Genomic DNA, 13,374 nt, shown 5'->3' with positions numbered 1-13,374 from the left:
GGTCAACGATTGCGGAAGCGGGTCAACGCTTCCCATGCAGTGCGTACGGCAGCCGCATCAGGGGCCTGCTGGGGCAGCGGGAGGTAGTGCCGGTCCAGCGCTGTGGCGTTGCCGAACTTGTCGAACACGTAGATCGCGTCGCCATGGCGTATCGCGCGCTGCGACCAGCTTTCGACCACCAGGGCACGCGGGCCCTGCGGTTCGGCCAGCAGGTCCTGGCCGGTGCTGTAATCGCTCAGCGCGTTCTCGCAGCCCAGCGCATGGCGCATCAGTGTCGGTACCCAGTCTTCGTGCGAGCTGGTACGGGCGTCGCGGCCAGCGGCCCTGCCTGGCCAATGCAGCACGAACGGGACCTGCAGCTGGTAGTCGGAGAAGTTGCCGTTGTGGCCCCAATAGTTCAGCTTGAGGTCGTTGAACTCTTCGGCATGGTCGCCGGTGACCAGCACGATGGTGTCCTCGGCCAGGCCCTGTGCGCGCAGGTCGTCCAGCAGCGAGCCGATCAGGCTGTCTGCGTAGTGCACGGCGGTGCGGTAGCGGTTGAGTTCCGGCGTCGGGTCATGCTCCGGGCCGAATTTGAGGAAGTCGATGTCCGCAGCCATCGGCGTCGCCACGGGCGGGTAACCATCGGGCATGTGGTAGGGCGCGTGAGTGGAGTCGAGGAACACGAAGCCAAACCACGGGCGCTGCGCCGCCTGGCTGGCGCGGATGTCCTGCTGCAGTGCACTGATGATCGCGCGGTCGCGGCCGTCGGACTTCAGTGCCGATGGCCCCTGGTGCAGCTGGTCGCGCACATCGGCGAATGCCGTGCGATCGAATTCCGGGCTGTACAACGGCGCACTGCCGTACAGGTGCAGGTCGTAGCCCTGCTGGCCCAGCACCTGGAACAGCTGCGAGCCGCGCTGCTCGTCGAGCATGCTTGGCCAGTAACCACCGGGCAGGCCGTACAGCAGCCCGAACAGGCCGTAGCGGGTGGCATTGCCGGTGCTGAAGTGCTGGTCGAACACGCGCGCGTCCTGCGCCAGCGCCAACGTGTTGGGCATCAGCTGCGGTGTCAGCACGTCCTGGCGCAGCGATTCCAGCACCACCATCAGCACATTGGGACGATGCGGGTTCTGGCACCGCAGCGGGTGCAGTGGGTACTGCAGCTGCGCATGGCGCGGGTCGGGCAGGCCGGCCTGCTGCTGGCTGACCACGCCCAGGCGCCGCATGAAGCTCTTGGCGGTGATCGGTTGCGCCCACGGCAGGTAGTTCCACTGCGCGATCACATCGCGGTCGCCGCGGGCGTCGTAGTAGGCGGTGGCCACCTGGCCGCCGGCCATCAGAAGCGCGACCGCTGCCCACGCCTGCAGCACCCGTCGCCGGCGCGGCACGGCCGGCAGCAGCTTCCAGCACGCCCAGGCCAGCAGGCCTTCGGCGGCGAAGACCGCGGCGACCAGCAGCGCGACCTGCAGCCAGGTCTTCCAGGACAGGGCGACCTGGTCCTGCAGGGCGCCGCCGAACACCATGTTCACGACCATGGCGTTGAGGTGGAAGCGATACAGGGTGAACACCTTGGCGTCGACCAGCAGCAGGCACAGCCACAGGCCCTGCAGGAGAACGGCGCTGATGCTCAGCGTACGGGCAGTGCGTGGCCACAGCCCCAGCAACAACGGCAGCAGGCCGGCCAGCGCGCCGAACGCGAGCAGGTGGCCGGGCAGGGCGATCGCGAGGTAGGCCAGGCCCGGGCTGCCGCCTGGATTGTCCCGCAGCGGCACGTTGCCCAGTGCGATCGCCGCAGCCAGGACCGCATTGCCGGCGACGAACAGCGACCACCAGGCCAGCCGGCGCCAACGCCGGGTGGAGCCTTCAAGGGCGAGTGCGGCAGGGGCGGCTGCAGACATGGCGAAGCGGATTCAGGGAGCGGGGAAAGGTCGGGCGCCACGTGACGGAAGCGTTAATCCGCGCGCGGGTCGCGCATTGTATCGGTTTGTTTCTTCGTATCGAATGGCGTCCCCCGGGCGATCTGTCACAATGTTCAGGCGGGCCATGAATGCGCTGGCCCCCCAGACCCAATGACAAGCCAGGAACCGCTGTGAGCCAGATCCCCACCCTCGACATCACCCGTTTCGACAGCGACCGCGAGGCCTTCGTGGCCGAGCTGGGCGCGGCCTATCGCCAATGGGGATTCGCGGGCATCCGCAACCACGGCATCCCGCAGGCCGACATCGACGCGGCCTACGATGCCTTCAAGGCCTTCTTCGCCCTGCCGGAAGAGGTCAAGCGCAAGTACCACGTGCCTGGCAGCGGCGGCGCCCGCGGCTATACCCCCTTCGGCGTGGAGACCGCCAAGGGCTCCAAGCACTTCGACCTGAAGGAGTTCTGGCACATCGGCCGCGAGATCGCCGACGACTCCAAGTACCGTGACGTGATGGCGCCGAACCTGTGGCCGACCGAAGTCGAGGGCTTCCGCGAGCGGGGGTACGGCCTGTACCAGGCGCTGGACAACCTGGGGTCGCGCGTGTTGTCGGCGCTCGCCCTGCACATCGGCCTGCCGGAGAATTTCTTCGCCGACAAGACCAACTTCGGCAATTCGATCCTGCGCCCGATCCACTACCCGCCGATCACCACCGACGACATCCCGAACGTGCGTGCCGGTGCTCATGGCGACATCAACTTCATCACCCTGCTGGTGGGTGCCAGTGCCGCAGGGCTGGAAGTGCAGTCGCGCGACGGCGAGTGGGTGCCGTTCACCTCGGACGCGGACACCATCGTGGTCAACATCGGCGACATGCTGCAGCGCCTGACCAACCATGTGTATCCGTCGACCATCCACCGCGTGGTCAATCCTCCGGGCGAACTGGCGCGCCAGCCGCGCTACTCGGTACCGTTCTTCCTGCACCCGAACCCGGACTTCCTGATCGACGTGCTGCCCTCGTGCATCACCCCGGAGAACCCGAGCCGGTACCCGGAGCCGATCACCGCCCACGGCTTCCTCGAGGAACGCCTGCGCGAGATCAAGCTGAAGTAAAGAAAAGTGAGGCCGCCGAAAGGCGGCCTTTTTCTTTGCAGGGCTGCACCCTGCACCCGCAGAGGCCAAAGCCAAAGCCAAAGCCAAAGCGGCTCTGGGGTGTTCCGTGGGGAGGCGGGGAGGTGTCGGATGGCGGGGACGCCGTTGACCCATCCCTGGGGGCTTGGCCGCGGCATCCATGCCGCGGACACCCCGCCATCCGACACCTCCCCGCCTTCGACAGTTTCCCGGTGACGGTGGGTAAATCGCGATTCCCGGTGGGTGTCGACCTTGGTCGACGCGGTAGATCCACGCCTTGCGTGGATGAGATCTGTCAGATCGAAGTGGGGCAGGGCACCCGGAATGCCGCTTTTGCTCTTGCTCTTCTTTTTTCTTTCCGTGGCGGGCGGAACCGTCGGAATGTGTCAGAGGCCGGGCGGGGATGACGGGGGTGTTCGCGGCATCCATGCCGCGGCCAAGCCCCAGATCCAGCCGGGCTCTCCGTGACCAACCCGACCCTCGCCACAAGGGGCTGCGCCGTTGGCTGAAAACCCATGTAACCGCTTACACGGAAACGGATTTTTGCCGTAACGGGTATCATGACCGGCTGACTTCACACAGGAGCCACCCGCTCATGCGCCGCAAGATCGTCGCCGGAAACTGGAAGCTGCACGGCAGCCGTCAATTCGCCAATGAACTGCTGGGGCAGGTGGTCGCCGGGCTGCCGCCGGAGGGCGTGGACGTGGTGATCATGCCGCCGCTGCCGTACCTGGGCGAGCTGGTCGAGGACTTCGGCGCGACCGGCCTGGCCTTTGGTGCACAGGACGTCAGCAGCAACGAGAAGGGTGCCTACACCGGCGAGGTCTGCGCAGCCATGCTGGTCGAGGTCGGGGCCCGCTATGGTCTGGTCGGCCACTCCGAGCGCCGCCAGTACCACCATGAAAGCAGCGAGCTGGTCGCGCGCAAGTTCGCCGCCGCCCAGCATGCCGGCCTGGTCCCGGTGTTGTGCGTGGGTGAGACCCTGGAACAGCGGGAGGCCGGGCAGACCGAAGCGGTCATCGCCAGCCAGCTGGCGCCGGTGCTGGAACTGGTCGGTGCGGCCGGTTTCGCCAACGCCGTGGTCGCCTACGAGCCGGTCTGGGCCATCGGCACCGGCCGTACCGCCAGCAAGGAGCAGGCACAGCAGGTGCACGCGTTCATCCGTGGCGAAGTCGCGCGTATCGATGCTAGAATCGCCGATTCACTGCCCATTGTTTACGGCGGTAGCGTGAAGCCCGACAATGCCGGGGAACTGTTCGCGCAGCCGGATGTCGATGGTGGGCTGGTCGGCGGCGCCTCCCTGGTGGCCGCGGACTTCCTGGCCATCGCACGGGCGGCGGCCGCGAACTAATCCTAGAAGTATTGTCCGAGGGCGGTTTCCAATGCTGATGTTGATCCTCAATGTCGTCTACGTGCTGGTCGCTGTGGCCATGATCGCGCTGATCCTGATGCAGCGTGGCTCGGGTGCGGCGGCAGGTTCGGGCTTTGGTGCCGGTGCCTCGGGCACGGTGTTCGGTGCGCGTGGCGCCTCGAACTTCCTGTCCAAGTCGACCAAGTGGCTGGCTGTCGTGTTCTTTGGCATCAGCCTCTTCATGGCCTGGTATGCCGGTCACGGCACCCGTCCGGCGGCCGACCAGGATCTGGGTCTGATGTCCGCCCCGGCAGCGACCGCTCCGGCGGCTCCGGCGGGCGAGCTGCCGGCCGTCCCGAAGGCCGATGCGGTCCCGGCAGCCCCGGTTCCGGCCGCCAATGTGCCGGCTCAGGCGGAATCTTCGGTTTCTGGTGAAGAAAAGCCTTCGGAAGGCTCCCAGAAAGACTGAAGCCGGTTACAATACGCGGCGCATCGGAAAGATAGTCTGATGTGATCGTTTGCCCAGGTGGCGGAATTGGTAGACGCACTACCTTGAGGTGGTAGCGACGCAAGTCGTAGGGGTTCGAGTCCCCTCTTGGGCACCATTTGTAAGTAAAGCGGGTTCGTCTGGCGCGCAAGGCGCCAGGCAGGTTCCCGTCCACTCCCCCATGCCAAAGCGCCTGCAGGCGCAGCGGCAGAGGCAAGAGAGAATCGCTGTGCTGGCCGAATATTTGCCGTCTCTGCTGTTTCTGATCGTTGCCACCGGTATCGGCGTTACGCTGATGCTGGTTGGTCGATTCCTCGGTCCCCGCCGCCCCGATCTGGAAAAGCTGTCGCCGTATGAGTGCGGCTTCGAAGCCTTCGAAGACGCGCGCATGAAGTTCGACGTGCGCTATTACCTGATCGCGATCCAGTTCATCGTCTTCGACCTGGAAATCATCTTCATCGTGCCGTGGACCCAGGTCTTCATGGAACTGGGCGCCCGTTCGCTGGTTACCATGGGCCTGTTCGTCGGCATGCTGTTCCTCGGTTTCATTTACGTCTGGAAGAAGGGAGCGCTGGAATGGGAGTGATTCAGACTCTCGATGGCCTCATGAACAATCCGTCGCCGGAAGGCCGGGTTGATGACATCCTGCGGCCGGAAGGCGACAACCCGCTGCTGGAAAAGGGCTTCGTCACCACCAGCGTCGACGCACTGCTGAACTGGGCGCGCACCGGCTCGATGTGGCCGATGACCTTTGGCCTGGCCTGCTGCGCCGTCGAGATGATGCACGCCGGCGCCGCGCGCCTGGACCTGGATCGCTACGGCGTAGTGTTCCGCCCTTCGCCGCGTCAGTCCGACGTGATGATCGTGGCCGGTACCCTGGTCAACAAGATGGCCCCGGCGCTGCGCAAGGTCTACGACCAGATGCCGGACCCGAAGTGGGTCATCTCGATGGGTAGCTGCGCCAACGGTGGCGGCTACTACCACTACTCCTATTCTGTGGTGCGCGGCTGTGATCGCGTGGTGCCGGTGGACGTCTACGTCCCGGGCTGCCCGCCGACTGCCGAGGCGCTGGTGTACGGGATCCTGCAGCTGCAGAAGAAGATCTGGCGTACACAGACCATCGCCCGCTGACCCCTTCACCTGACTAGAGCGCGCCAAGCCCCCATGGCAGAGCAAGCATCCTTCATCGACCGACTCTCCGCACGTTTCGCTGGTGCGAAGGTCATCGTGGTCGAACCCCGCGGCGAAGTGACGCTGGAAGTGCCTGCCGCCGAGTGGCACGCCACCGCCCTGGCGCTGCGTGACGAGTTTGGTTTCGAGCAGGCCGTGGATCTGTGCGGCGTCGACTACCTCGGTTATGGCTCCGACGAATGGGACACCGCTGACGTGTCCTCGCAGGGGTTCAGCCGAGGCGTCGAAGGCAAGGCCCAGGGCCGCTTCGCGTGGGGCGAGTTCCCCACCGAGGAAAACGGTGCCGACGGTGCCCGCCCGCAGCACATGCCGACCCAGCGCTTCGCCGTGGTCGCGCAGCTGCGTTCCTACCAGCACAACCTGATGATGCACCTGCGCTGCTTCGCTCCTGACGAAGCGCTGCCGGTGGTGTCCTCGCTGACCAGTATCTGGCCGGGTCTGAACTGGTTCGAGCGCGAGGCGTTCGACCTGTACGGCGTGATCTTCGAAGGCCACCCGGACCTGCGCCGGATCCTGACCGACTACGGTTTCGTCGGCCATCCGTTCCGCAAGGACTTCCCGCTGATCGGCAATGTCGAAGTCCGCTACGACGAAGAGAAGAAGCGCGTGATCTACGAACCGGTCACCTCGGTGGAGCCGCGTGTCGGCGTGCCGCGCGTGATCCGCGACGACGCCCGTCTGCAGACCGCAGAAGGTGAGCGCGCGCAGGAGGCAGTGAAGTGAGCCACGTACACCAGGCCGGCGAAGCATTCGCCAGCAACGCCGCCGAGAGCCGGCAGGAAATCCGCAACTACACCATGAACTTCGGCCCGCAGCATCCGGCCGCTCACGGTGTGCTGCGCCTGATCCTGGAAATGGACGGTGAAACCATCATGCGCGCCGACCCGCACGTGGGTCTGCTGCACCGTGGTACCGAAAAGCTGGCCGAGTCCAAGCCGTTCAACCAGTCGATCGGCTACATGGATCGACTGGACTACGTGTCGATGATGTGCAACGAGCACGCCTACGTGCGCGCGATCGAGACCCTGATGGGCATCGAGGCGCCGGAGCGTGCCCAGTACATCCGCACCATGTACGATGAAATCACCCGCATCCTCAACCACCTGATGTGGCTGGGCTCCAACGCGCTCGACCTGGGCGCGATGGCGGTGATGCTGTACGCCTTCCGCGAACGCGAAGAGCTGATGGACTGCTACGAAGCGGTTTCCGGCGCGCGCATGCACGCGGCGTACTACCGTCCGGGCGGTGTCTACCGCGACCTGCCGGACCACATGCCGAAGTACAAGGAATCGCGCTGGCACAAGGGCAAGGCGCTGAAGCAGCTCAATGCTTCGCGCGAGGGTTCGCTGCTGGACTTCCTGGAGAACTTCACCGTCGAGTTCCCCAAGCGCATCGACGAATACGAAACCCTGCTGACCGACAACCGCATCTGGAAGCAGCGTACCGTCGGCATCGGCGTGGTCGCTCCCGAACTGGCCCACCAGTGGGGCATGACCGGCGTGATGCTGCGCGGCTCGGGCATTGCCTGGGACCTGCGCAAGAAGCGTCCGTACGCCAAGTACGATGCCGTCGATTTCGACATCCCGCTGGGCAAGGAAGGCGACTGCTATGACCGCTATCTGGTCCGCGTTGCCGAAATGCGCGAATCCAACCGCATCATCAAGCAGTGCGTGGCGTGGCTGAAGGCCAACCCGGGCCCGGTGATGGTGAAGAACTTCAAGGTCGCTCCGCCCAGGCGCGAGGACATGAAGGACGACATGGAAGCGCTGATCCACCACTTCAAGCTGTTCAGCGAAGGCTACTGCGTGCCGGCCGGCGAGACCTACTCGGCGGTGGAAGCCCCGAAGGGCGAATTCGGCTGCTACCTGGTCTCCGATGGCGCCAACAAGCCGTTCCGCGTGCACCTGCGTGCGCCGGGCTTCGCCCACCTGTCCTCGATCGATTCGGTCGTGCGCGGCCACATGCTGGCTGACGTGGTGGCGATGATCGGCACCTACGACCTGGTGTTCGGCGAGGTTGACCGGTAATGCCGTCCGCCACGCCAACGCCCGCTGCAGGCAGCCGGCGCAAGCCGGCGCCGCAGTTTCTGGAATTTCACGTTATGCATTTCGCTGAGGTCGGCCGATGAAGGCGACAGGTAATTTCGAGGCGGCGCGCGACGTCGACCCGATGGTGGTGCTGAGCGACAAGACCCGCGCTCACATCGATCACTGGCTGTCCAAGTTCCCGCCGGACCGCAAGCGCTCTGCCGTGCTGCAGGGCCTGCATGCGGCCCAGGAGCAGAACCAGGGCTGGCTGACCGACGAACTGATCGCCGGCGTGGCCAAGTACCTGGACCTGCCGCCGGTGTGGGCCTACGAGGTCGCCAGCTTCTACTCGATGTTCGAGACCGAGAAGGTGGGCCGCAACAACGTGGCCATCTGCACCAACATCAGCTGCTGGCTCAATGGCGCCGAGGACATCGTGCGCCATTGCGAGAAGAAGCTGGGCATCAAGCACGGTGAATCGACCCCTGACGGCCGCGTCTACCTCAAGCGCGAGGAAGAGTGCCTGGCCGGCTGCGGTGGCGCGCCGATGATGGTCATCAACGGTCACTACCATGAGCGTCTGACCCTGGAAAAGGTCGACGAGCTGCTGGACGGGCTGGAGTAAGGGCATGGCACATCACCACGAATCCAAGGGTCCGGTCGGCCCCGCGCCGCTGCCGCACCAGGTGGTCTATACCACCTTGCATTACGACACCCCGTGGTCGTACGAAAGCTACCTGAAGACCGGTGGCTACGCTGCCCTGCGCAAGATCCTCGAAGAGAAGATCCCGCCGGAGCAGGTCATCGAGATGGTCAAGGCCTCGGGCCTGCGCGGCCGCGGTGGCGCAGGCTTCCCGACCGGCCTGAAGTGGTCCTTCATGCCCAAGGGCAACATGCAGAAGTACATCCTCTGCAACTCGGACGAATCCGAGCCGGGCACCTGCAAGGATCGCGACATCCTGCGCTACAACCCGCATTCGGTGGTGGAAGGCATGGCGATCGCCTGCTACGCCACCGGTTCGACCGTGGGCTACAACTACCTGCGCGGTGAATTCCACCACGAGCCGTTCGAGCACTTCGAGCAGGCCCTGGCCGACGCCTATGCGAACGGCTGGCTGGGCAAGAACATCCTCGGCAGCGGCGTGGACATCGACATCTACGGCGCGCTGGGCGCCGGCGCGTACATCTGCGGCGAAGAAACCGCGCTGATGGAATCGCTGGAAGGCAAGAAGGGCCAGCCGCGTTACAAGCCGCCGTTCCCGGCCAACTTCGGCCTGTACGGCAAGCCGTCGACGATCAACAACACCGAAACCTACGGTTCGGTGCCGGCGATCATCCGCAACGGCCCGGAGTGGTTCAAGGGCCTGAGCCTGACCGCCAACGGCGGCCCGAAGTGCTTCTCGGTGTCCGGCTGCGTGCAGAACGGCGGCAACTTCGAAGTACCGCTGGGCACCACCTTCGACGACCTGCTGGAAATGGCCGGTGGCCTGCGTCCGGGCCGCAAGCTCAAGGGCGCGATCCCGGGCGGCGTGTCGATGCCGGTGCTGACCGCGGCCGAGCTGAAGGGCCTGCCGATGGACTACGACACCATCCGTGCGCTGGGCTCCGGCCTGGGCTCGGGTGCGATCGTCGTGCTCGACGACAGCGTCTGCTGCGTCAAGTTCGCCTGCCGCATCAGCCAGTTCTTCCACAAGGAATCCTGCGGCCAGTGCACCCCGTGCCGTGAAGGCACCGGCTGGATGCACCGCGTGCTGGAGCGCATCGTCGCCGGCAAGGCCACGATGGAAGACCTGCACCAGCTGAAGGCAGTGGCCGGGCAGATCGAAGGCCACACCATCTGTGCGTTCGGCGAAGCGGCTGCATGGCCCATCCAGGGCTTCCTGCGCCAGTTCTGGGACGAGTTCGAGTACTACATCGTCAACGGTCATTCGATGGTTGACGGCAAGAAGGTGGAGGCAGCCGCTGCATGAGCGCGCAACCCGTGAATCCGAGCGTCCCACCCGATCACGTCACCATCGAGATCGATGGCAAGTCGCTGGTCGTGCCCAAGGGCTCGATGATCATCCAGGCGGCCGACAAGGCCGGCATTCCGATTCCGCGCTTCTGCTATCACGAGAAGCTGCCGATCGCCGCCAACTGCCGCATGTGCCTGGTGGACGTGGAGAAGTCGCCGAAGCCGGCGCCGGCCTGTGCCACCCCGGTGATGGACGGCATGAAGGTCGCCACCCGCAGCGAGAAGGCGCTGAAGTTCCAGCGCTCGGTGATGGAGTTCCTGCTCATCAACCACCCGCTGGACTGCCCGATCTGCGATCAGGGCGGCGAGTGCGAGCTGCAGGACGTGTCGCTGGGCTATGGCCGTTCGGTCAGCCGCTTCAACGAGCGCAAGCGTGTGGTGCCTGACGAGGACATGGGTCCGCTGGTTGCCACCGAGATGACCCGCTGCATCCAGTGCACCCGCTGCGTCCGCTTCACCGCCGACGTTGCCGGTACCTACGAACTGGGTGGCATGTACCGCGGTGAGAACCTGCAGATCGGTACCTTCGACGGCAAGCCGCTGACCACCGAGCTGTCCGGCAACGTCGTCGACGTCTGCCCGGTCGGCGCGCTGACCAACAAGGTGTTCCAGTTCCGCGCCCGCCCGTGGGAACTGACCGCGCGCGAGTCGCTGGGCTATCACGACGCGATGGGTTCGAACCTGTTCCTGCACGTGCGTCGCGGCGAAGTGCTGCGCACCGTGCCGCGCGACAACGAAGCCGTGAACGAGTGCTGGCTGTCCGACCGTGACCGCTACTCGCACCAGGGCCTGTACAGCGAAGACCGTGCGGTCAAGCCGCTGCGCAAGGTCAACGGCGAGTGGAAGGAAGTGAGCTGGGCCGAAGGCCTGGCCGCGGCCGCCGAAATCCTCAAGGCCAACCAGGGCGACAACCTGGGCGTGCTGGTGCACCCGTCGACCTCGAACGAGGAAGGCGCACTGCTGGCCCGCCTGGCCAAGGGCCTGGGCTCGGGCAACATCGACCACCGCATCAACAACCGCGATTTCTCCGACGCCGCAACCGCCGAAGTGTTCGGCCTGCCGCTGGCTGAGATCGAGGGCGCCGACCGCATCGTGGTCCTGGGCAGCAACATCCGCCACGAACTGCCGCTGCTGCACGCTCGCCTGCGCAAGGCGCAGACCACCAAGGGCGCGAAGATCCACGTCGTCAATCCGGTGGACTTCGACTTCGCCTTCAGTGTCGCCGGCAAGCAGATCGTTGCCCCGTCGAAGTTCGTCGACGCGCTGGCCAACGCCGAGCTGCGTTCGGCCGTGCAGGGCGGCAACAACACCGTGCTGATCGTTGGTGGCATCGCCGAGAACCACCCGCAGGCTGCCGCGATCCGCGCTGCCGCGCGTGACTTCGCTGCCGCTACCGGTGCCAAGCTGTGCCGCATCCCGCAGGGCGCCAACGCCGTTGGCCTGACCCGCGCCGGCGTGCTGCCGGCCGGCAAGGACGTCGCCGCGATGCTGGCGCAGCCGCGCCAGGCCTACGTGGTGTACGGCCTCGAGCCGGGCCTGGACTTCGCCGACGCCCCGGCCGCCCGCAAGGCGCTGGCCGGTGCCCAGGTGGTGGCCTTCAGCCAGTTCGCCTGCGCCTCGACCCGCGACGTTGCCGACGTGATCCTGCCGATCGGTGCGCTGCCGGAAATCGATGCCACCCTGACCAACCTCGATGGTCGCGAGCAGTCGGCCCGTGCCGGCGGCAAGCTGCCGGGCGAGGCCCGCGAAGGCTGGCGCGTGCTGCGCGCACTGGGCGGCGACATGGCGCTGGCCGGCTTCGACTTCACCGACCTGGCCGGCCTGCGTGCCAGCCTGGCCCCGGTGTCGGTCACCGTCGCTGCTTCGGCGCAGCCGGCGGTTGCCGGCGAAGGCCTGGAAGTGGCTTCGACCGCCGCGATCTACCGCACCGATGCGGTGGTCCGTCGCGCGCCGGCGCTGCAGTCGCATCCGCTCAACAACGCCCCGCGCATCGTGCTGAACGCTGAAGATGCCGCTCGCCTGCAACTGCAGGAAGGGCAGATGGCCAAGGTCGGCACCGATGCCGGCAAGGCCACCCTGCCGGTGGTGGTCGACGCCCGCGTCGCTGCGGGTTCGGTCTGGATTGAATCGGGCCACGGCGCGACCGCGCCGCTGGGTGCCGCTCGCGTATCGGTGGTGGCTGCATGAACGAATTGCTGTTGAACGCGGTCGACCCGCTGCACCAGTGGCTGCTGGGCCTCGGTGACATCGGCGCACTGATCTGGATCATCCTGAAGATCCTGGTGATCACCGTGCCGGTGATCATCTCGGTGGCCTTCTATGTGGTCTGGGAACGCAAGCTGATCGGCTGGATGCACGTCCGCCACGGCCCGATGTACGTGGGCATGGGCATCTTCCAGGCCTTCGCCGACGTCTTCAAGCTGCTGTTCAAGGAAGTGGTCCAGCCGAGCAGCGCCAACAAGGCGATCTATCTGCTGGCACCGCTGATCACCCTGGCCCCGGCCTTCGCGGCCTGGTCGGTGGTCCCCTTCGATTCGCAGATCGTACTGTCCAACGCCAACGCCGGCCTGCTGTACCTGCTGGCGATGACCTCGCTGGGCATCTACGGCATCATCCTGGCCGGTTGGGCATCGAACTCGAAGTACGCGTTCCTGGGTGCCATGCGCGCCTCGGCGCAGATGATCAGCTACGAAATCGCCATGGGCTTCGCCCTGGTCGGCGTGATGATCGCCTCGGGCAGCCTGAACCTGAGCAACATCGTCGCTGCGCAGGCCGGCAGCTCCGGTTTCTTCGACTGGTTCCTGCTCCCGCTGTTCCCGCTGTTCGTCATCTACTGGGTGTCGGGCGTGGCTGAAACCAACCGCGCGCCGTTCGACGTGGTGGAAGGCGAGTCGGAAATCGTTGCCGGCCACATGGTCGAGTACTCCGGCGGTGCGTTCGCCCTGTTCTTCCTGGCCGAATACGCGAACATGATCCTGATCAGCTTCCTGATCTCGATCTTCTTCCTCGGCGGCTGGCTGAGCCCGGTCCAGGGCTGGGTTGATCTGGGTAACGTCTCGCCGCTGGTCGACTGGATCTGGAAGGGCGGTGCACCGTGGCTGTTCGTCAAGGTGTTCTTCTTCGCCAGTGCCTACATCTGGTTCCGTGCCAGCTTCCCGCGCTTCCGCTATGACCAGATCATGCGCCTGGGCTGGAAGGTCTTCATCCCGCTGGCCATTCTGTGGATCGCGGTTACCGCCGTCATGGTGTTCTTCGGCGTGATTCAAAAGGGCGTCTAAG

General features: G+C 65.6%; 12 protein-coding genes and 1 tRNA gene. 12 read left to right on the top strand and 1 reads right to left on the bottom strand.

From position 1 onward, the window contains the following. Positions 1-2 precede the first annotated feature (2 nt). Positions 3-1,880 (bottom strand): DUF3413 domain-containing protein, encoded by a 1,878-nt coding sequence (locus AC2A1N_RS05970; protein WP_061480012.1) that lies wholly within the window; start codon positions 1,878-1,880, stop codon positions 3-5. A 149-nt stretch (positions 1,881-2,029) separates the two neighbouring features. On the opposite strand from AC2A1N_RS05970, the gene AC2A1N_RS05965 reads away from it, so the two are divergent. The 12 genes from AC2A1N_RS05965 (at position 2,030) to nuoH (ending at position 13,373) form a co-directional block, all read left to right on the top strand. Then, a complete protein-coding gene (locus AC2A1N_RS05965; RefSeq protein ID WP_061480011.1) occupies positions 2,030-3,007 on the top strand; it encodes an isopenicillin N synthase family dioxygenase in 978 nt (325 codons plus the stop codon). Between the two features lie 613 nt (positions 3,008-3,620). Next, complete coding sequence (tpiA, locus tag AC2A1N_RS05960; RefSeq protein WP_242892478.1) at positions 3,621-4,376, top strand: triose-phosphate isomerase; 756 nt, start codon at positions 3,621-3,623, stop codon at positions 4,374-4,376. Between the two features lie 31 nt (positions 4,377-4,407). Next, positions 4,408-4,845, top strand: a complete 438-nt coding sequence (gene secG, locus AC2A1N_RS05955; protein ID WP_049415231.1) for a preprotein translocase subunit SecG — start codon at positions 4,408-4,410, stop codon at positions 4,843-4,845. Between the two features lie 51 nt (positions 4,846-4,896). Beyond that, a tRNA-Leu gene (locus tag AC2A1N_RS05950) sits at positions 4,897-4,981 on the top strand. 111 nt (positions 4,982-5,092) lie between these two features. Next, entirely contained in the window at positions 5,093-5,449 is a 357-nt protein-coding gene (locus tag AC2A1N_RS05945) for an NADH-quinone oxidoreductase subunit A (RefSeq protein WP_005417937.1), read from the top strand. Next, positions 5,440-5,994 (top strand): NuoB/complex I 20 kDa subunit family protein, encoded by a 555-nt coding sequence (locus tag AC2A1N_RS05940; protein WP_005417936.1) that lies wholly within the window; start codon positions 5,440-5,442, stop codon positions 5,992-5,994. The genes AC2A1N_RS05945 and AC2A1N_RS05940 overlap by 10 nt, the downstream gene beginning before the upstream one ends. A gap of 33 nt (positions 5,995-6,027) precedes the next feature. Beyond that, on the top strand, positions 6,028-6,777 hold the full coding sequence (locus AC2A1N_RS05935) for an NADH-quinone oxidoreductase subunit C (protein ID WP_010486428.1): 750 nt from the start codon (positions 6,028-6,030) through the stop codon (positions 6,775-6,777). Then, positions 6,774-8,081: an NADH-quinone oxidoreductase subunit D gene (locus tag AC2A1N_RS05930; protein WP_061480010.1), complete on the top strand. Its 1,308-nt coding sequence runs from the start codon at positions 6,774-6,776 to the stop codon at positions 8,079-8,081. Before AC2A1N_RS05935 ends, AC2A1N_RS05930 begins: the two co-directional genes overlap by 4 nt. A 97-nt stretch (positions 8,082-8,178) precedes the next feature. Then, entirely contained in the window at positions 8,179-8,706 is a 528-nt protein-coding gene (gene nuoE, locus AC2A1N_RS05925; RefSeq protein WP_005410460.1) for an NADH-quinone oxidoreductase subunit NuoE, read from the top strand. A 4-nt stretch (positions 8,707-8,710) separates the two neighbouring features. Continuing rightward, positions 8,711-10,051: an NADH-quinone oxidoreductase subunit NuoF gene (gene nuoF, locus AC2A1N_RS05920; protein WP_005417934.1), complete on the top strand. Its 1,341-nt coding sequence runs from the start codon at positions 8,711-8,713 to the stop codon at positions 10,049-10,051. Further along, on the top strand, positions 10,048-12,282 hold the full coding sequence (gene nuoG / locus AC2A1N_RS05915) for an NADH-quinone oxidoreductase subunit NuoG (RefSeq protein ID WP_005417933.1): 2,235 nt from the start codon (positions 10,048-10,050) through the stop codon (positions 12,280-12,282). Before nuoF ends, nuoG begins: the two co-directional genes overlap by 4 nt. Then, a complete protein-coding gene (gene nuoH / locus AC2A1N_RS05910) occupies positions 12,279-13,373 on the top strand; it encodes an NADH-quinone oxidoreductase subunit NuoH (protein ID WP_061478097.1) in 1,095 nt (364 codons plus the stop codon). Before nuoG ends, nuoH begins: the two co-directional genes overlap by 4 nt. Position 13,374: the final 1 nt, after the last annotated feature.

This window comes from Stenotrophomonas maltophilia group sp. SKK55, assembly GCF_057179845.1.
This window is presented reverse-complemented; position numbering and strand designations above follow the sequence as displayed.